The 19,385-nt window shown below is 74.4% G+C and carries 15 protein-coding genes; 6 read left to right on the forward strand and 9 right to left on the reverse strand.

Annotation, left to right across the window (positions count from 1 at the left end; all coding sequences use genetic code 11):
* Positions 1-103: 103 nt before the first annotated feature.
* Entirely contained in the window at positions 104-1,762 is a 1,659-nt protein-coding gene (locus tag ACFO4E_RS12370; RefSeq protein WP_378574041.1) for an extracellular solute-binding protein, read from the reverse strand.
* A 198-nt stretch (positions 1,763-1,960) separates the two neighbouring features.
* Here ACFO4E_RS12370 and ACFO4E_RS12375 point away from each other — a divergent pair, with 198 nt between their 5' ends.
* On the forward strand, positions 1,961-3,394 hold the full coding sequence (locus ACFO4E_RS12375; protein WP_378574042.1) for an ROK family transcriptional regulator: 1,434 nt from the start codon (positions 1,961-1,963) through the stop codon (positions 3,392-3,394).
* Positions 3,391-6,219, forward strand: a complete 2,829-nt coding sequence (locus tag ACFO4E_RS12380) for a glycoside hydrolase family 3 C-terminal domain-containing protein (protein WP_378574044.1) — start codon at positions 3,391-3,393, stop codon at positions 6,217-6,219. The genes ACFO4E_RS12375 and ACFO4E_RS12380 overlap by 4 nt, the downstream gene beginning before the upstream one ends.
* Positions 6,220-6,283: 64 nt before the next feature.
* Here the strand turns inward: ACFO4E_RS12380 and ACFO4E_RS12385 are convergent, their stop codons facing one another.
* The 3 genes from ACFO4E_RS12385 to ACFO4E_RS12395 form a co-directional block, all read right to left on the reverse strand.
* Positions 6,284-6,973, reverse strand: a complete 690-nt coding sequence (locus ACFO4E_RS12385; protein WP_378574046.1) for an alpha/beta fold hydrolase — start codon at positions 6,971-6,973, stop codon at positions 6,284-6,286.
* Positions 6,974-7,162: 189 nt separating this feature from the next.
* Positions 7,163-8,425 carry an ROK family protein gene (locus ACFO4E_RS12390; protein WP_378574048.1) on the reverse strand — a complete coding sequence of 421 codons (1,263 nt, stop codon included), beginning with the start codon at positions 8,423-8,425 and terminating at the stop codon, positions 7,163-7,165.
* 490 nt (positions 8,426-8,915) lie between these two features.
* Positions 8,916-9,464 (reverse strand): GNAT family N-acetyltransferase, encoded by a 549-nt coding sequence (locus ACFO4E_RS12395; RefSeq protein ID WP_378574050.1) that lies wholly within the window; start codon positions 9,462-9,464, stop codon positions 8,916-8,918.
* Positions 9,465-9,596: 132 nt separating this feature from the next.
* Between ACFO4E_RS12395 and ACFO4E_RS12400 the strand changes: the two genes are divergently transcribed.
* The 3 genes from ACFO4E_RS12400 to ACFO4E_RS12410 all read left to right on the forward strand — a co-directional run bounded on the left by ACFO4E_RS12400 (position 9,597) and on the right by ACFO4E_RS12410 (position 12,412).
* Positions 9,597-10,505: an ABC transporter permease gene (locus ACFO4E_RS12400; RefSeq protein WP_378574052.1), complete on the forward strand. Its 909-nt coding sequence runs from the start codon at positions 9,597-9,599 to the stop codon at positions 10,503-10,505.
* Positions 10,506-10,686: 181 nt separating this feature from the next.
* On the forward strand, positions 10,687-11,523 hold the full coding sequence (locus ACFO4E_RS12405) for an ATP-binding cassette domain-containing protein (RefSeq protein ID WP_378574054.1): 837 nt from the start codon (positions 10,687-10,689) through the stop codon (positions 11,521-11,523).
* Between the two features lie 226 nt (positions 11,524-11,749).
* Positions 11,750-12,412: an ATP-binding cassette domain-containing protein gene (locus tag ACFO4E_RS12410; RefSeq protein ID WP_378574309.1), complete on the forward strand. Its 663-nt coding sequence runs from the start codon at positions 11,750-11,752 to the stop codon at positions 12,410-12,412.
* Positions 12,413-12,811: 399 nt separating this feature from the next.
* On the opposite strand, the gene bldC is transcribed toward ACFO4E_RS12410, so the two are convergent.
* Entirely contained in the window at positions 12,812-13,015 is a 204-nt protein-coding gene (bldC, locus tag ACFO4E_RS12415; RefSeq protein ID WP_017621302.1) for a developmental transcriptional regulator BldC, read from the reverse strand.
* Positions 13,016-13,992: 977 nt separating this feature from the next.
* Complete coding sequence (locus ACFO4E_RS12420) at positions 13,993-14,904, reverse strand: DUF8083 family protein (RefSeq protein ID WP_378574056.1); 912 nt, start codon at positions 14,902-14,904, stop codon at positions 13,993-13,995.
* A 258-nt stretch (positions 14,905-15,162) separates the two neighbouring features.
* On the opposite strand from ACFO4E_RS12420, the gene ACFO4E_RS12425 reads away from it, so the two are divergent.
* A complete protein-coding gene (locus tag ACFO4E_RS12425) occupies positions 15,163-15,429 on the forward strand; it encodes a DUF3073 domain-containing protein (RefSeq protein ID WP_378574057.1) in 267 nt (88 codons plus the stop codon).
* Positions 15,430-15,593: 164 nt separating this feature from the next.
* Here ACFO4E_RS12425 and purM read toward each other — a convergent pair whose 3' ends face one another.
* The 3 genes from purM to ACFO4E_RS12440 form a co-directional block, all read right to left on the reverse strand.
* Positions 15,594-16,649, reverse strand: coding sequence for a phosphoribosylformylglycinamidine cyclo-ligase (gene purM, locus ACFO4E_RS12430; protein WP_378574059.1), 1,056 nt, complete (start codon positions 16,647-16,649; stop codon positions 15,594-15,596).
* 91 nt (positions 16,650-16,740) lie between these two features.
* The gene (gene purF, locus ACFO4E_RS12435) at positions 16,741-18,216 is read right to left on the reverse strand and encodes an amidophosphoribosyltransferase (RefSeq protein WP_378574061.1); all 1,476 of its coding nucleotides are present in this window, start codon (positions 18,214-18,216) and stop codon (positions 16,741-16,743) included.
* A 173-nt stretch (positions 18,217-18,389) separates the two neighbouring features.
* Positions 18,390-18,857 carry a sterol carrier family protein gene (locus ACFO4E_RS12440; RefSeq protein WP_378574062.1) on the reverse strand — a complete coding sequence of 156 codons (468 nt, stop codon included), beginning with the start codon at positions 18,855-18,857 and terminating at the stop codon, positions 18,390-18,392.
* Positions 18,858-19,385: the final 528 nt, after the last annotated feature.

Genomic DNA, 19,385 nt, shown 5'->3' on the forward strand with positions numbered 1-19,385 from the left:
GGCGCGCACGGCGCGGCGGCCGCGGCGGCCGCCGCCCGCGGAGGCGGTGCCGGGGGCCGCGCGCCCCGCGGCGGCGGGCGCCTGGGCGGCGCCGCTCCGGGAGTTAATCACGGCCGTGGTCCTGGAGGACCTGCTGGAAGAACTCGCGTCCCTCGTCGCCGCCGTCGCGCCGCCATTCGGCGATGACGTCCTCCAGCTCGCGCACCTCGCGGCGGCCCCGGATGATGTCCATGACCTTGTCGGTGGTGGGGGTCTCGACGCTGGAGTAGGCGTTGGGCCGCTGGATGCGGATGCCCTCGAACGGGTCCTCGCCCGAGTACTGGACGGCGTCGTTGAACCACTGGCTGCGCGGCTCGACGTAGTCGGGGTACTGGCTCTCCACGATCGGCGAGGGGCGCCCGCTCAGGAACAGGTAGCCGTTGCCGACCTCCTGCCGGCCCAGTTCGGTGAGCTGCGGGGCGCCGTCGACGTATTCGTAGTGCTCGCCCTCGGCGCCGAAGCGGTAGGTGAGGTACTCCTCGGTGCCGAAGGGGGCGGCGCAGTAGTCGAGGATCTGCAGCACCTCCTCGACCTGTCCGGGCTCGAAGCCCTTGCGGACGAAGACGCAGTGCTCGGCTGGGCTGGCGCGGTGCATGTCGGGGTCGTTGCCGTCGCTGCCGAAGACGGGGAGCAGCCCGAGCCGGAAGTCGGGGTCGTCGGGCAGCACGCCCTGGTATGCCTCGATGATGGCGCTGGTGGCGTCCTGGTCGACGAGGATCCGCCCGGAGTTGATGAGCTCCTTGTTGTTGGTGCCGCCGCCGGCGATGTCGGGGTGGACCAGCCCGGCGTCGTAGACGCGGCGCAGGAACTCCACGCTGGCCGCGAACTCGGGGGTCTCGACCTGGTGGACCAGTTCGCCGCCGGTGTAGCGCCATTCGCGCGGCGCCCCGAACACCTGCCGCATCAGCCGGTAGAAGTCGCCGAACGCCCACCGGTTGTTGTCGGGGTCGTTGATCTCCTCGCCGAGCTCGAAGAACTCCTCGGGGGAGGAGGGCAGCGGCAGGTCCATCTCCGCGAACAGGTCGGCCCGGTACAGGAACCACTCGGGGAAGGGGTTGGAGGGCAGGGGCACGCCGTACAGCCGCTCGTCGAAGACGCCCCACTTCCAGGCGTCGCTGCGCAGGTTGGCGAGCATCGGGTAGGGCTCGACGGCGTCGCCGGCCAGGAACGGGGTGAGGTCCTCGAACAGCTCGCCCGCGGCCCGGTTGAACCGGGGGATCAGGTTGATCAGCCAGTCGGGGACCATCGTGATGTCGGCGACGTCGCCGCCGGCGATGACCGCGTTCATCTTGTCGATGATCGTGTTGCCGTCCTGGAAGTTGAACTCGACGGTGGCGCCGAGTTCCCGGTTGACCAGGTCGTAGTGGGAGTTGTCGCCGAGCCCCGGCGGGACCGGGCCCCACAGGGGGGTCATGGCGGTGTAGGAGCCGCCGGAGCCCGGGGGAGCGGTGATGGCGTCGACGGCCCGGGGGTAGGACGTGTAGGCGTCGGGGGCGCCGTCGGTTCCGGGCAGGTCGGGGGCGGGGCCGTCGAACGGGATGAAGGTGGGGATCAGGTCGTCCAGCCGGTCCGCGCCGGCCGCTGCGCCCGCCCCCGGTCGCGGTCCGGTGGGCGCGCAGGCCGTGAGCAGGCCGCCGGAGAACGCGGCGGCGGCTCCGGCGCCGGCGAGGCCGAGGAACCGGCGGCGGTCGAGCGTCATGCGGGGTCGGGGATAACGGGGCATGGCACGTCCTTCGCTGAACTCGGACGGGGGGTCCGTGGGGGTAGGAAAGTCGCGTTCGCATCGCCTAGAATTAGTTTGCGGTCTAGACAAACAAATTACTTGACGGTGACCTGCCCCACAAGATGGCCTCCGGGGCGGTCGGCGGTACCCACGGGAGCGGGGCGGACAGTGATCACACCCTCCAGGGATCCACATCGTGTGGACGCGGCCGACGTCCGCAGCACCAACCTCGCCGTCGTCCTGCGCTGCGTGCGCGACCTGGCCCCTTGCTCGCGGGCCGACATCGCCGCGGCGACCGGACTCAACAAGACCACCGTCTCCAGCCTCGTGTCCGAACTGCTCAAACGCCGGCTGCTCCGCGAGGTCGGCACGACCGGCAACCGGGTCGGACGCCCCGCTGTCCTGCTCACCCTCGACGGCGCCTCCTACGCCGCCATCGGCATCGAGGTCAGCACCGACTACCTCTCCGCCGTGGCCGTCGACATCGCCGGGCGCACCGTGCTGTCGTGGCGCCGGGCCCTGCCCGGCGCCACCGGCTCGCCCGCCCGCGCCCTCACCGCCGTCGCCTCCCTCACCCGCCGGGTGATCGCCCGGGCCGAACGGGACGGGCGCAAGGTCCTGGGGCTGGCCGTCGCCCTGCCCGGCACCCTCGGCCCCGACCCCTCCGGTTCCGCCGGCCTTCCCGGCTCCTTCCCCGCCCCCGCCGATTCCCCCGGTGCGCCGGGCGCGCCCGGATCGCGCGGCCCCCGGGAGCACGCCGGCGATCCGGCGCTCGCGAGCGCCGCCGCCCGAGACTGGCGCGACGCCGATTTCGCCGCCGACCTCGCCGCCGCGCTGCGCCTGCCCGGCCTGCACGTGGAGACCGGCAACGACGCCGACTTCGGCGTGCTGGCCGAACACCGATACGGCCCGCACGCCGGCACCGCCGACCTCGTCTACCTCGCGGGCGGCGGCGCCCTGGGCGCCGGCCTGGTCATCGACGGCGCGCTGCGCGCGGGCAGCGCGGGCTACAGCGGCGAGATCGGGCACATCCCGGTGGTCCCCGGCGGCCCCGCCTGCCACTGCGGCCGGCGCGGCTGCATGGAGGCCGTCGCCGGGATCGCCGCCGTCATCCGCCGCGCCGCCGCCGACCCCCAGACCCCCGACATCGGCGGCCGTCCGCCGATCGCCGAGATGGAACCGCTCATCGACGAGATCACCGCCCGCGCCCGCGCCGGCGACGCCGCCACCCTGGACGCGCTCACCGGCGCCGGCCGCGACCTCGGCGCGGGGATCGCGATCCTGGCCAACGTCCTGGACCCGCGGGTCGTGGTCCTCGGCGGCCACTACGCCGAACTGGCCCCCTGGCTGCTGCCCGCCGCCGGCGCCGAACTCCGCGACCGCGCGATCGCCGCCGAGCACGGCGGGTGCCGCGTCGTCGCCTCCACCCTGGGCCTGGACGCCCCCGCTCTGGGGGCCACCGCGCGCATCCTCGACGCCGTGGAGACCGGGCGGCTGCCGGGCGACCCGCACACCCCGGCGCGGGTCCGCGGCGGCCGCGCCCCGCTCGACCCCTCACGTGCCGCCCGCGCCGCCGAGCGCCCCGCGCTCCCGGCCCCCGTGCCCACCGCGACAGACGGGACCCCTACATGAACGCATCCGCGGACGCCCCCTTCCGCGACCCCGGCCGCCCGCTGCACGAGCGCGTGGCCGACCTGCTCGGCCGGCTCACCCTGGACGAGCGCATCGGCCTGCTCCACCAGTACCAGGCGCCGGTCGAGCGCCTGGGGCTCGGCGCGTTCCGCACCGGGACCGAAGCGCTCCACGGCCTGGCCTGGCTCGGCCCGGCCACGGTGTTCCCCCAGGCCATCGGGCTCGCCAGCACGTGGGACCCCGGCCTGGTGCGGCGGGTGGGGGCGGCCGCCGCCGACGAGGTCCTGGCCTTCCACGCGAAGGACCCGTCCGGGGCCGGCCGCAACGTCTGGGCGCCCGTGGTCAACCCCCTGCGCGACCCCCGATGGGGCCGCAACGAAGAGGGCTACTCCGAGGACCCCTGGCTCACCGGCGTGCTGTCCACCGCCTACGCGCGCGGCCTGGCCGGCGACGACCCGCGGTGGCTGAAGACCGCGCCCACCATCAAGCACTTCCTCGGCTACAACAACGAGACCGGGCGCTGCACCACCTCCAGCAACCTGCCCCCGCGCGTGCTGTACGAGTACGAGCTCCCCGCCCACCTGCCCGCCCTGCGCTCCGGCGCCGCGGTGGCCGTCATGCCCTCCTACAACCTGGTCAACGGCCGTCCCGCCCACCTCAGCCCGCTGATCAACGACGTCCTGCGCGCCGCCGCCCCGGGCGACCTCCTGGTGGTCAGCGACGCCTACGCGCCCGCCAACCTCGTCAACGAGCAGGGCTACCACGGCGACCTCGCGCACGCCTACGCCCACGCGCTCCGGGCCGGGATCGACAGCTTCACGCAGGACGACGAGCGCACCGGCCCCACCCTGGGCCACCTGCGCCGCGCCCTCGACGAGGGCCTGGCCGACCCCGCCGCCGTCGACGACGCCGTCCGCCACATCCTCGCCATCCGCCTGCGCCTAGGGGAGTTCGACCCCGAACCCCCCTACGCCGGCGTCGGCGAGGACACCGTCAACAGCCCCGCCCACCAGGAGCTGGCCCGCGAAGCGGCGTGCCGTTCGATCGTGCTGCTGAAGAACGACGGCCTGCTGCCGCTGCGCGCGCCGCGCCGGATCGCCGTCATCGGCCAGCTCGCCGACGACGTCCAGGAGGACTGGTACAGCGGGACGCTGCCCTACGCCGTCTCCGCCCGCGACGCCATCGCCGCCCGCACCGCCACGGTGTTCTGCGAGGGCGTCGACCGCATCGCCCTGCGCAGCGGCGGCGGGCACGTGACGGCGGGCGACGGCGGCGGCCCGCTGCGCCTGGCCGCCGCGCCGGCCACCGGGCCCGCCGCCGCCTCGGTCGCCTTCGACCTCTTCGACTGGGGCGGCAGCGCCTACGCGCTGCGCGCCGCCGCCGACGGCCGCTACGTCTCGGAGGGCGACGACGGCACCCTCGTCAACGACGCGCCCGGCCCCAACGGCTGGGAGGTCCGCCAGACCTTCCGGTTCCAGGAGCGGCCCGACGGCTCGGTGGTGCTGTTCCACATCGCCACCGGCCACTACGTCACCGTCGCCGACGACGCCGTGCTGCGGCTGACGGCCGACGCCGACGCCGCGGCGGCGTTCACCGTGGACGTGCTGCGCGACGGCGCCGCCGAGGCGGCGGCCCTCGCCGCCGACGCCGATGTCGCCGTGGTGGTCGCGGGCGACCACCCGCTGGTCAACGGCCGCGAGACCGAGGACCGCCGCGACCTGGACCTGCCCGCCGCCCAAGAGGCCGTGCTGCGCGCGGTGCACGCCGCCAACCCCGCGACCGTGCTGGTGCTCACCAGCGGCTACCCGTTCGGCATCACCTGGGCCGACGAGCACGTCGGCGCCATCGTGTGGTCCTCCCACGGCGGCCAGGAGCACGGCAACGCGCTGGCCGACGTCCTCTTCGGCGACGCCGAGCCCGCGGGGCGGCTCACCCAGACCTGGTACCGGTCGGTCACCGAGCTGCCCGACCTGCTCGACTACGACATCATCGCCGCCGACGCCACCTACCTGTACTACCTGGGGACGCCGCTCTACCCGTTCGGCCACGGGCTCGGGTACAGCACGGTGGACTACCGCGACCCGCGGGTGGAGGTGGCCGGGGGCCGGGTCACCGTGCACGTCACCGTCACCAACACCGGGGAGCGGCCGGCCGAGGAGGTGATCCAGTGCTACACCCGGCAGCGGCTGTCGCGGGTGAAGCAGCCGCTGCGCCGGCTCCGCGGGTTCGGCCGGGTCCGCCTGGAACCGGGGGAGAGCCGCACCGTCGAGATCGCCTTCGACGTCGCCGACCTCGCCACCTACGACACCGCCCGCGGCCGGCTCGTGGTGGAGGACGCCCCGCGCAAGGTCCAGATCGGGCGGTCGGCCAAGGACATCCGGGTGTGCGCCCCGCTCGACGTCCCGGGTGAGCCCATCCCGCCGCGCGACCCGTTCGCCGGGCCCTGGGAGGCGATCGCGCACGACGAGTACCACGGCGTGGTGCTGTGCCCGTCGGGGCGGGAGCGGGGCGAGGCGGTCCGCTCCGCCGAACCGGAGGCGTGGGCGGCCTTCCGCGACGTCGACTTCGGCGACGGGGCGGCGGCGTGCCGGCTCGCGGTCAACGCCCTGGCGGGCGGCACCGTCGTACTGCGCCTGGACGACCCGATCAGCGGCCCGGTAGCGGGCACCTGCACGGTCCCGCCCGAGGCCGACCGCTACGCGTTCGCCGAGGTGGAGACGGCCCTCACCGGCGCACAGGGCACGCGCGACCTCCACCTCGTCTTCGAGGGCCCCGAGATCGCCGTCGCCACCCTGGCCTTCACCCGAGCGGGCCGAGCCGGGTGAGCGGCCGAGCGGGCCGGGCGGACTGGGCTACCCGAGCCGGTGGGGCGGGGATCGCAGTGGGCGATCACCCTCCCACCGCCAGGCCGGCGCGGTAGGACTCCAGCCGTTCGGCCAGTTCAGCGGGGCGCGCGAGCATGGGCATGTGCCCGGCGGGGATCTCGTCGGGGACGATACCCAGGCGCTCGCGCGCCACGCGGCGCATGAAGCCGACGGGGAAGAGCCGGTCCTCGCTCCCGATGAGCATCCGGGTGGGCACGTCCGGCCAGGCGTCGAGCGGCCACGGCTGATGGGAGGGGCCGTCCGACTGCTCCCGGGGACGCGCGCGGAGCCCGGCGGCCAGATGGGGCGGGACGTCGTGCAGGAAGTCGTCCATGAGGTCGCCGGCGGTCCGGCCGTCGCGTTCGGCCTGCTCCCGGTAGGCCCGGCCGTGGCCGGTCGCCGTCCACCAGTCGGCCAGCGTTTCGCCGGGAGCGGGGATCATGGCCTCCAGCAGCACCAGCAGGTCGACCCTGATCCGCGCGCACACGAGCAGGGCGGTGAACCCGCCGAGGGAATGCGCCACCAAGACCACACCGGCCTGGTCGCCGACGGCGTCGACGACCGCGTCCGCGTAGTCGTCCAGCCCGGCCGACGGGTCCTCACACGGCAGGTCGACGGCGACGACCTCGTGCCCGCGCCCTTGCAGATCCTCCGCCACCGGATGCCAGTACCAGGGATCACACCCGGCACCCGGGATCAGCACGTAGGTGGCCATCGCTGTGAATCCCCCCATCGCCGGCGCCGCCGTGCCGACGGCGCTCGCGGCCCGGCACCGGCCGCTCCGCTGTTCTCGCACCTGCGACCGGAGCATAGGGGGTCCTTCGGACACGCGGCTCCGGAGCGTTCGCCCCGTCGGCCGGATCAGCGGGACCACCTCGGCCGTCCGGCTGCGGGCGCGGCGGGGTCACGCGCGGGCGGGTTCCGGGGCCGGGCCGGGGAGGGGGAGGCGGCCGCTGTCGAGGGCGTCGATCAGCGCCGTCGCCCCGCCGAGCGCGGCGGCGCCGAGGCCCAGCTCGGACGCCTCCACCAGGCAGCCGCCCGACTCCGCGGCGAACGCGTCCTCGGCCAGCGCGGCGCGGCACGCCGGCAGCAGCCACGGCGACAGCGGGACGAAGTGCCCGCCCAGCACCACGGCGCGCGGCGCCACGATGTTGACCAGGACGGCCGCGCCGCGCCCCAGGTGGGTGCCGGCCTCCGCCAGGGCCGCCACCGCCGTGGGGTCGCCCGACTCAGCGCGTGCGGTGGCGGCCGCCACCAGCTCGCCGATGGCGGAGCCCGACATCGGGCCGGACGGGGCCAGGTCCGGTACGGCGCCGCGCAGAACGGCGCCGAGCCCCGCCACCGCCTCCAGGCAGCCGCGGCGCCCGCACGCGCACTCCGGTCCGTCGGCGGTCACCCGGATATGGCCGATCTCCCCGGCGAAGCCGGTCGCGCCGCGCACCGGGGCACCGCCCATGAGCACGCCCGCGCCGATGCCGACCTCGCCGGTGATGTACACGAGCTCGGGGGTCCCGCGCAGGTGGCCGAGGCGGTACTCCGCGACGGCGCCGAGATTGGCGTCGTTGTCGACGACGACCGGCATCAGCGGGGTGCCGGAGCCGGCCAGCAGCGCGGTGAGGCGGTCGTGCAGCGGGACGTCGCGCCAGCCCAGATTGGGGGCGCGGATGACGGTGCCGGTGGGCGCGTCCACCAGCCCGGGGACGGCCGTACCCGCACCGATGACCGTACGGCCGCGCAGCTCAGGGGTGTCGAGGACGCGTGCGAGGGTGCCGGCGATGCGCCGTGCGCAGGCGTCGGGCCCGGCCGCGCGCGCGTCGAAGGGGACGTGGGTGCGCAGCAGCTCCCGCTCGACCAGGTCCACTGCCGCCACCGCCAGGTAGTCGACGTTGACCTCCACCCCGACGGCGGCGATCGCGCGGTCGTCCAGCGCGAGCATCACCCCGGGGCGGCCCACGCGGCGCTCGGCGGCCTCCTCGCCGGTCTCGCGCACCAGCCGCCGGGAGATGAGGTCGGCGACCAGGCTGGAGACGGTGGACTTGTTGAGCCCGGTCGTGGCGGCCACCGCGGCACGCGAGCACGGAGCGAGTTCGCGCACGGCGCGCAGCACCACGCCGAGGTTGGTCTCCCGGACCGCCTGGAACCCGGCGGGCCCGGTACTGGCGCTCACCACGTCGCCCCCTCGTCTCTCGCACGCGCCGAACGTGCCGCACCCCGGCGACCTGGAGGCGCCGGACCGGCGCCGTCGACGGCCCGTTCCCCGGTCGCGGCGGCGACGTCCTACGGCGCTCCCCTGCGAATGGCGCCCCTGGCCCCGCCGTTTGTCCAGATTAGGCGATGCCCGAGCACGCCCGGTGCGCACGCGATGGACACGACGCCGCACTGACGGCCTGTGGCGCGGAGCTCCGGTGCCGGAGTGGAGGCCGGAACCCGGAGCACGGGGCCCGTCGCATCGCCTCGGATGGCATCGGGCGCAGGCCGTCGACGGCGTCGATCGGGGCCGCGCGGGATCTCGCCGGGGCGGCGTCGCGGGTGTCTCCCTGTGCGGGGAGCCGGTCCCCGGTGGGCGGGGTCAGCCGTAGCGCTGTGACCGGAAGCGTTCACCGGGTCGGCGCGCATGGCTCTCCGGGACGGAGCGCCGCCTTCCGGCAGCGGTCTGTTCAGACGGGGACTTCAAGGATGAGTTCGAGGCCGTCCACCTCGTCCCACTGCTCTCCGACCTCCACGAAGCCGAATCCGGAGATCGTGGCCAGGGACGCGGTGTTCTCGGGGCTGATGGTCACCCGCGCGGTCGTGACCGCGGATTCGGCGGCGGCGCGACGCATCAACCCGGTCAACATCGTCCTGGCGTACCCCTGGCGACGGAAGCCGGGGGCGACCGAATAGCCGATCTCCACCATGCCCGTCTCATCGGGCGGCCCGTGGAACCCGGCGTACCCCACGGCGACGCCTTCGGGCTCGGCCACGACGGCCCGGGTGAGCCACCCCGCGCTACCCGGGTCCGAGGCCAGCTGATCGACCCGATACCGCCACACCCACTTCGCCCGATCAGTGAGGAAGTAGTCGGTGAGCTCGACTCCTGCTTCGGCACTGGCCCGGGTGAGGTCGTCGTCCAGCAGGGCGGTCATGGCCGTGCTGGTGAGATCGACGGACCTCACCGACCTCAGGCCGGTCGGGGCGGGGGACCGGCGGGCGGGTTCATCTGTCACAGCGCGGATGATCGCGGAGCGCCCTGGGGCGCGTCCAGCGGTTTTCGGACCGACCGATGCCCCGCCGGCTCGGCGCGTTCACCCGAGCCGGGTCCCCGTTAACGATTCCGGTCACGGCACTAGGCTGAACAGATGCGAATCATTCGCAATAGGCCGCGCCGGTTCCGGCCGGCGGAGTCCGCGGAGACCGGGCCGGGTGGGACCGGGCCGCTCGGGGGCGGCCGGCGGCGGGTCGGCGGGGTGGCCGTGGCGGGTGCGGTGCTCGCGGCCATGGGGCTGGTGGCGGCGGGGGCGCCCTGGATGGCGCCGTATGACCCGCTGGCCACGGATACCACCGCGGTCTCACTGCCGCCGGGGTCGCCCGGGCACGTGCTGGGTACCGACTCCCTGGGGCGCGACCTCTTCTCCCGGATGCTGCACGGCGCACGGCTGTCGCTGCTGGTCGGCCTGGGGGCCGCCGCCGTCACGGTGGCGGCCGGGACGGCGCTCGGGGCGGTGGCGGCGGTCGGGCCGCGCTGGCTCGACGCGCTCATCACCCGGACCGCCGACGCCCTCTTGGCGCTGCCGATGGTGCTGATGGCGCTCACCCTCGCCGCTGTCGCGGGGCCCTCGGCGGCGACCGTGGTGGCGGCCATCGCCCTCACCGCGTGGATGCCGGTGGCGCTGGTCGCCCGCGCCGAGGTCGGCGCGCTCCGCGAGCGCCCGTTCGTGCGCGCCGCCACCTCGCTCGGACTCTCGCGCACCCGCGTGTTCACGCGCCACCTGGTGCCCAACGCCCTGCCGCCCATCGCGGCCATCGCGGCGTTCGAGGCCGGCCACGCGATCCTGACGGAGTCGACGCTGAGCTTCCTCGGTGTCGGGATCCCGGTCAACCAGCCCAGCTGGGGCAACCTGCTCACCGACGCGCGCGCCCACCTGCTCACCGGCCAGTGGTACACCGTCGCCTTCCCGGCGGCGGCGATCGTGGCCACCATCATCGCGCTCAACGTCATCGCGACCGGCCTGGACCACCGGGGCCCGGTCGAGGGGAGGACCTGGTGATCGACGGCTGCGCTTCGTCCCGTGGAGGCCGGGTTGCGGTCAGGCCGCTTGTGGTCTTCCGGGACGGTCCGCGCCGGGGGTGGGGCCGGGTGAACGCCGGACGCCGCCCCTCGCGCGGAACCCGGGTTACGGCCACACCGCATGCCGCGTTCCGGGTCGGTCGGCGATGGGGGGAGGACCGGTGACCGCGGGCCTCGCGTTGCCCGTTCTCGACGTGACCGGGCTCGCCGTCCGTGTCGGCGGGCGCGACATCGTCGCGGGGCTCGACCTCCGGCTGCCGCCGGGTGAGGTCACCGCGCTGGTCGGGCGCAGCGGCAGCGGGAAGAGCCTCTCCGCACGCGCGCTGATCGGGCTGCTGCCCGATGGCGCCCGCGCCCGTGGCACGGCGCTGCTGGGCACCGGTACGGGCGTCCACGACCTGCTCGGTCCGGCCGGACACCGGCTGCGCGCACTGCGCGGGGCCGCGATCGGCTACGTCTTCCAGGAGTCGCAGGCCAGCCTGAACCCCACGGTGACCGTCGGCACCCACGTGCGCGAGACGCTCGCCGCCCACGGGATCGCGCGTGCGATGCGGCGCGCCCGCGGGCTCGCTGCGTTGAGCGAGGCCGGGATCGAGGATCCCGAGCGGCTGTGGGCGGCCCGGCCCTTCGAGCTGTCGGGCGGCCAGGCCCAGCGGGTGGCGCTGGCGCTGGCCTGCCTCCTGGACCCCCGGCTGCTCATCGCCGACGAGGTCACCTCGGCGCTCGACCCCGTGACCCAGGCCCGGGTGCTGGACCTGCTGCGCGACCGAACGGCGGGCACCGGCCGGGCCCTGTTGCTCATCACCCACGACCTCGCGGTCGCCGGGCGGTGGGCGGACCGGGTCGCCGTCCTCGACGGCGGCCGGATCGTCGAGAGCGGGCCCGCGGCGGAGGTCCTGGGCGCTCCGGTGCACCCGTTCACCGCCGCACTGGTGCGCGCCGGCGCCGGCCGCGCCGCGGAACGGCACGGCGCAGGGGGCGGGGCGGCGGACCTGTGATGGGGGCGGCGCCGGGCCGGGCCGGGAGCGAGGGGGAGGCGTGCGGTTCAGGCGGCGCCGATGGCCGGGCGGGGGACGTCCGTGGCAGGGAGAGCGTGGTGAGCTTCGTCGGCTCGTGCCGGGGGATGTCCGATTCCGGGGGGCCGCGGTGAGTGCCGTCGTCGTCTGCCGTGGGGTGGGCCGGACGCTGGGCCGGCGAGCGCGGCGAATCGAGGCGTTGTCCGGGGTGGACCTCGCCATCGGGGCGGGGGAGTCCGTAGCGGTCGTCGGTGCGAGCGGGGCCGGGAAGTCGACGCTGATGGGGGTGCTGGCGGCCCTGGACCGGCCGCAGGAGGGGCGGCTGATCGTCGGCGGGGCTGATGTATGGGCGGCCCCCGAACGCGAGCGCAGGGCCGTTCGGCGCCGTTTCGGGTGGATACCGCAGGACGCGCTGTCGTCGTTCGATCCCCGCTACCGGGCGGGCGACGTCGTGGCCGAGGCCCTGCCGCGCGGGAGCGCCGACCCCGGCGAAGCCGTCGCCGGGCTCTTGGAGGCCGTCGGGCTGCCGGCGCACTTCGCCGGGCGGCGCCCCGCCACGCTCTCGGGCGGCGAGCGGCAGAGGGTGGCCGTGGCCCGGGCGCTGGCCGTGCGGCCCGACGTGCTGCTGGCCGACGAGCCCACCGCCGGCCTCGACGCGCTGGCCCAGGACCACGTGCTCGACGCGATCGCGTCGGCCGGCCGGGACCGCGCCCTCGTCCTGGTCACCCACGACCTCCGGGTGGCCCGCCGCATGGCCGGACGGGTGGTGGTCCTGGACGCCGGGCGGGTGGTGGACGACGTGCCGGCGGACGAGCTGGAATCGGGCGGCCCGGCACTCGCCCGCCTGCTGGCGGCGACGCCGTCGCTGTGAGTCCCGGCTCCCCGGCGGGTCCGAGGCCGGCGCGGGCGTGACCGCGCTTTGGTCCTGGCTTGGCCGTCGCCCGGCGGACGGGGGCCGCATGGCCAAGGCGTGCGCTCGGATTCGCCGTCCGTTGCCCCTGGGCCGGCGCGGGATCGATCGTGCTGTCGGTGCCCTCGTGCCCCGGCGGCCGGCCTTCCGGGCCCGGGCCCGCACGGGTGCGGTCGTGCGGTGAGCGCTGGTGGGCGGTGGTGCGGCCGCCCTATGGCCCTGGACGTGTGGCGGTGTGGTCGCGCGGTGTGATGGGTCAAGCCCGAGGGCGGGCCGCCGGCACAGGCGACCCGCCCTCATCGAACGGGGATGTGAGCTTCCCCCGGTCTATCCCCCCGGATACGGCACGTGCCGGGGAGATCACTCCGAGCGCTGGTTGGGGATACCGGCCAGCAGAGCGCGGACCTCGGTCTCGCGGTAGCGGCGGTGGCCACCCAGGGTCCGGATCGAGGTCAGCTTGCCCGCCTTTGCCCAGCGCGTGACGGTCTTGGGGTCCACGCGGAACATGGTGGCGACCTCGGCAGGGGTCAACAGGGGCTCCGCCTCGGGCGTGCGAGTTGACATGTGTACGGCCTCTCCTCCTGGATCTGTGTGCCGATCCTGAGCCTTATCCTGGCACTTGGCCCGGATGTCCAATATTGCCCTCTAGGTCTATATTGGCATCACCCGAGGTGATTACGCGACCACTTAACGCGACTTTGTCGGATGGGAGGTCGCAAAGTCGCCCATGGTGCGCGTCACGCTGAGTGATTCTAGCGACACGTTTAGTGGCATGTGGCGTATTCGGTCAAAACTTCGTTCTCCGGCCCTGTTTTTCTCGATCCGGCGGGCCGAAAGTGCTACGGGGGATCGGGCTGAAACGGGTCCGGAAGTCCGGCGCCGCGACGGACGTCACCGTTTTGGCCAGGTCTTTCGCGGCGCGGGGCGGCTGCGCGGCGACGCCGGTCCCATCTTGTCGACTGCTCGCCGCGATCGCCCGGAACCGCGGCGGGGCATGGGGTTTCGATTACGCAGAGTGCGCTCTGTGACGGCACGAACACAGTCTATGTCGATGTCTATGGACTGGTATGCCCAGTTTCGACGAAGTTGATGCTAACTGTGAAGGTCGTCCCAACCTATCCCGCTCTGACGTGCGACGGATTCGGCGCCCCCCGTGAAGAAACCTGGTACACCAGGTTGGCGCCCGGCGTGGCGTACACGCGCAGAACGTGACAGGGCTTCACATTCGACCCCTCTTCTCGGTCACCCTCGGTCGACATCAGGGCGAACCGGGCCACCCGGATCCGCTGCGCCGGCCGCCGGCTTCACCCGGGCCGGACCCGCTCTTGGGGTCCCGTTCACCCGGGCCGCGCGCCGGTCCTGCCTCGACGCGCCCGCGGGGCCCCTTCACCGGGGCCGCGCGCCGGTCGCGCCCCGACCCGCTCTTGGGGTCCCCTTCACCCGGCCCGTCCCCACGGCGCGTCCCCCGGGCCGGGCCGCGCGCGCCCCGCCCCGCCGCCCCGCCGCGCCGCCCCGAGCGGGCCCGCCCCCGGCCGCGCCGCTCAGTTGGCGTGCTCCAGCGCCTGGATCTCCTTCCAGCGCCGGGTAACCCTCCGGTACATGGCGACGGCCAGCTCCTCCTGCCCGGTCTCCAGGCCGGTGATCGCGGCGGCGATCTCCGCCACCGACTCGTCCTCGCGCAGCCGGTCGTCGCCGAGCAGGTGGACGAGGCCCCCGTAGTCCAGCTCGATCAGCGCATCGGGGTGCGCGACCCCGGAGAGCCAGTCGTCCAGGCGCTCGGCCGCGACCAGCGCCGCGCTCTCGCCCACGTGCTCCTGGAGGACCTGGATGGCGCGGTCGAGCCGCTCGCGCGCGAGCGCCATCTCGGTCACGTAGAGCAGGGTGCGGGCGGGCGCCTGCTCAGGGGTTCCCTGTGCCGTGGCGCCGCCCGCCGGGTGGCGTGCGCGCGCGGCGCCGTCGGCCCCCGGGTCGGCGACGCCGAGGATCAGGCACCGCTCCTTCGCCTCGAAGGGCGCGAACCACGGGAGCGGGACGGTCCAGGTGCTGGTGAGGATCTGGGTGCGCAGCGGCTCCCCGCGGTCGCGCCACTCCTCGAAGTCGCGTTCGGCGGCGTCGGCCACGGAGTCGGGCAGGTAGACCGGTGCGAGGGCGGCGGGGGTGGCGGCGTGGAAGTCGCGCAGGCCCAGCCACGACCGCAGGCGGGTCTGCCAGGGGCAGATGTACAGCTCACCGCCCATGCGGCGGACGTAGGCGTCGCGGCTCTCCTGCTCGGGTGCCGGGATCGGCGGGGTCGCCACGAGCCGGCGCAGGCTTTCGGCGTGCTCGGCCGCGACGGCGTGCACCCGGCGCGGGCGGTCCGCGGACTCCGCGTATGCCCTCCAGTAGCGGCGCTCCGGAAGGGAAAACGCGGCAATGGGCTGGTAAACGCGGAGATAGGCGGTGTAGGGCAGCACGCTCGCATCGTGGCATATATTGCGGCGTGCGGCACCCACCCCGACCGCGTGCCGCGGCGCCGTGACACGCCCGGGCGGGGGGCACGCCGACCGGTTAGGCATGGGCGGCGTAGGCAGGTCGGGTCCAAACCGGGTACGGTTGTATCCGTACGTAAGCTGGCGCCTGTCGTCAGTGCGGTGACGGCCGTCAGCCCGGTATTGCGGTTTCGCTAGTGATCTGGGGTTTCTCCAAACCCAATCGTTGAGGGGGTCGAGCCAATGGGGCGCGGCCGAGCCAAGGCCAAGCAGCAGAAGGTCGCTCGGAGGCTGAAGTACAGCTCCGGCGGTACCGACCTTGAGCGGCTGCGGGCAGAGCTGGGTGTCGCTGAGGAAGACGTGTCGCCGACGGAGCCGTCGGACGACACCTATGAAGACCCTTACGACGACCTGGTCGACCGTTATGCGGATCTCGCCGACAAGAAGTATCCCGACGGCGGCGACGGTCCGGCGGAGGAAGGGTCCGGCCGTTCGGACCGGCTCCGCTGATCCATCGCCTCGCGCCGGCGGCGCGCAGCATCCGCATAACCGGGTCCGCTGATCCACAGGCACACATAGCCGGTTCGCTCCCCGCGCGTGGAGTGGACCGGCTATACCTGTGTCGTGCGCCGACCGGGGCCGTCAGCGCGTGACCGCCCCGGACGACCCCCCGGTCACGGGTGCTCGCCATCGAGCCGCACCCCTTCCGGCCCTGCTGTCACCGTCCCCGCGACCCAGGCGTCCAGGCCGCGTGCCGCCAGCACGGCCAGGGCGCGGTCGGCGGAGCCGGCCGCGGTGATCGCGGCCATTCCCACGCCCATGTTGAACGTGGCCTCCATGTCGGCGCGCGTGAGGCCGCCGCGCTCGGCCAGGAAGCCGAAGACCGGCGCGGGCGTCCAGGTGCGGCGGTCCAGGACCGCCCCCGTGCCCTCGGGCAGTGAGCGCGCCAGGTTGGCGGCCAGGCCGCCCCCGGTGATGTGCGCGAACGCGTGCACCTCGACCTCGTCGGCCAGCGCGAGGCAGTCCTTGGCGTAGACGCGGGTGGGCGTGAGCAGCACCTCGCCGAGGTCGGCGCCCAGCTCCGGTACGCGGGTGCCGAGTTCCAGGCCCGCCTGGTCCACCACGCGGCGCACCAGCGAGTAGCCGTTGGAGTGCAGCCCCGACGACGCGATGGCGATGACGGCGTCGCCGTCGCGCACGCGGTCGGGGCCCAGGATCCGGTCGGCCTCGACGATCCCGGTCCCCGCGCCGGCGAGGTCGTACTCGTCCGGGCCCATGGCACCGGGGTGCTCGGCGGTCTCGCCGCCGATCAGCGCGCACCCGGCCTGGGCGCAGCCTTCGGCGATACCGCCGACGATCTCGGCGATGCGCTCGGGGACCACTGCGCCGCAGGCGATGTAGTCGGTCATGAACAGCGGCTCGGCGCCGCTGACCACGAGGTCGTCGACGACCATGCCGACCAGGTCGATGCCGATGGTGTCGTGCACGTCCATGCGCTGGGCCAGCAGCACCTTCGTGCCCACGCCGTCGGTCGAGGTGGCCAGGACCGGCGCGCGGTACTTGGCGGTGTCGAGGCGGAAGAGCCCGGCGAAGCCGCTGGCGTCGGTGACGAGCTCGGGCCGGCGGGTGCGCGCCACGTGCCGCTTCATCAGGTCGACCGCGCGCTCGCCGGCGGCGATGTCGACGCCGGCCGCCGCGTAGGCCGGTGTGGTGTTGGCACCCTCTGCCACGTGGAAAACCTCTCAAGCGATCGTGCCCGTGCCCCGCCATCGCGGGGACGCCGGACGCGCCCCGGGCCGGAGGCCCCGGGGCGTGCGGAAACTAGGGTCGCCCGGCGACCAGCGGCCCGTTGTCGGGGGTGCCGCAGTTCTTCTCCAGGAGGTACTTGCCTCGGGAGTCCTCGTCGACCTCGATGGGGTAGACGCCGTCGAAGCAGGCCCGGCACAGCCGGTCCTTGGGTACCTCGGTGGCCGTCACCAGCTCGTCGAGCGGGATGTAGGCCAGGGAGTCGGCGCCGATGGAGTCGCGGATCTCCTCGGTGGAGAGGTTGCCCGCGATCAGCTCCGCCCGGGTGGCGAAGTCGATGCCGTAGTAGCAGGGCCACATCACGGGCGGGCTGGAGATGCGCACGTGCACCTCGGCGGCGCCGGCCTCGCGCAGCATGCGCACCAGGGCCCGCTGGGTGTTGCCCCGCACGATGGAGTCGTCGACGACGACCAGCCGCTTGCCGCCGATCACGTCGCGCAGCGGGTTCAGCTTGAGCCGGATGCCGAGCTGGCGCAGGGTCTGGCTGGGCTGGATGAAGGTGCGCCCCACGTAGGAGTTCTTCACCAGGCCCTGGGCGAACGGGATGCCGCTGCCCTCGGCGTAGCCCACCGCGGCGGGGGTGCCGGACTCGGGCACCGGGATCACGAGGTCGGCGTCGGCCGGGTGCTCCTTGGCCAGGCGGCGCCCGACCTCGACCCGGGTGGTGTTGACGTTGCGGCCGGCGATCGTGGTGTCGGGGCGCGCGAGGTAGACGTATTCGAAGAGGCAGCCCTTGGGCGCGGCCTCGGCGAAGCGGCGCGAGCGCACCCCGCGATCGTCGATGGTCAGCAGCTCGCCGGGCTCGATCTCGCGGACGAAGGTGGCGCCGACGATGTCGAGGGCGGCGGTCTCGCTGGCCACCACCCAGCCGCCGTCGAGGCGGCCCAGGACGAACGGGCGGATCCCCTGGGGGTCGCGGGCCGCGTACAGCGTGGTCTCGTCCATGAAGACGAGCGAGAACGCCCCCTGCACGAGGGGCAGCAGCTCCATGGCCGCTTCCTCGGTGCTGCGGTCGGGGTTGTCGGCCAGCAGGCTGGTGAGGACCTCGGTGTCGGTCGTCGCGCCGCGGCGGTCGCCGGGCAGCATCGCCGCGAGTTCCGGGGTGTTGATGAGGTTGCCGTTGTGGCCGAGGGCGAGGCCGCCGTCGCGCGCCGTGTAGAAGGTCGGCTGTGCGTTCTCCCACACCGGCGACCCGGTGGTGGAGTAGCGGCAGTGGCCGATGGCCAGGTGCCCGCGCAGGGAGTCGAGGATGGCCTCGTTGAAGACCTGGGAGACGAGCCCCATGTCCTTGTAGACGACGATGCGCTCGCCATCGCTCAGGGCGATGCCCGCGGATTCCTGGCCGCGGTGCTGTAGCGCGTAGAGGCCGAAATAGGTGAGCTTGCTGACTTCTTCGCCGGGAGCCCAGACCCCGAACACTCCGCAGGCGTCCTGCGGTCCGCGTTCGAGTGGATCGATGTCCGTGGTGAGCCGGCCGTCGGGTTGCGACACACCACCAGCTTAGTGCCTGAACGTCGGTAACGGGTCAGGAGGGGCGGGAACCGGTGGCCGGCCGGCGGGAGGGGCCGGTGCCAGCCCCGGCGGCAGGCCCGCCCCCGCGGCGGGTGGCGGCGGGTGCGGAGGCGAGTGTGATCTTCTGCGCAGCCCCGGGGGCCGCGCGGGTGTCAGGGCGGCGGCCAGAGCGGGAGCAGCGGGCCGAGGTCGGCGCGCACCCCGCTGGCGGCGACCTCGTGCGCGGTGACCGCGTCGCCCCACTCCCGCCGTCCCCCCGCCAGCGCGAGCCAGGTGACGGGATCGGTCTCGACGACGCCCGGCGGGGTCCCGCGCGTGTGCCGGGGGCCTTCGATGACCTGGACGGCGCCGTACGGCGGCACGCGCACCTCCAGGCTGTGCCCGGGGGCGCGCTGGGCCAGTTCGGCGAGGGTGCCGCGGACCGCGGCGCGCACCGCCGCGCGGTCGGGGTCCAGGCCGCGGTCGCGGGCGCGCAGGACCGCGGCCGTGCACGCGGAGAGGACCGGGGACGGCCGGTCGGGCCCCGTGTAGGCGGGCTCGCCGAGGGCGGTGAGCTGGGCGTCCAGTGCGGTGCGCAGGGCCGCGTGCCGCCGTTGGGCGGGGGTCGTCTTGGCCGGCATGCCCCGACCCTACCGGGGACCGGCCGGCACCGACCTGTTCCGATCCTGAGCTGCGGATACGGTCCGGTGACGGTCGTCAGAAGGAGGTTGCCCCGAGGCCATCACGGGGGGAAACTGTCGCGGGAGGCAACATGTCCGGACACGGGGGTGAACGCCCGATGTCGATCGCAGCCGGGGCGGCGGCCGAGTGCGCCGGCCGCCCGGTGCAGCCGTTGGCGGTGCGGTCGCCCGGAGGGGGTGCGCGGCGGGCCGGAGGGCGGCCGGGGGGCGCGACGCCCGGTGCTCTAGGTTTTACTGTGCTCCGCGCCGCGTTCCGCGCGTCCGCGGTGGCCGGGGCGGGCCGCCGGATCCAGGATCCGGCAATGGCGGCCGGGACCGGCCTGGTTAGGATGAATATTCCGCTGCGTCGGCATTGGACTGTTGTCGCGCGGTGCACGTGGACAAGGAGTGAATCGCCACCGGGGTCGCGGCGCCGGGGTGCCGCAGGGCACGACCATGTCCGCATGGTGACCCATTTGCCCGATTTGT

The sequence above is a fragment of the Nocardiopsis mangrovi genome, assembly GCF_042653925.1.
In the GTDB taxonomy this organism is placed as follows: domain Bacteria; phylum Actinomycetota; class Actinomycetes; order Streptosporangiales; family Streptosporangiaceae; genus Nocardiopsis_B; species Nocardiopsis_B mangrovi.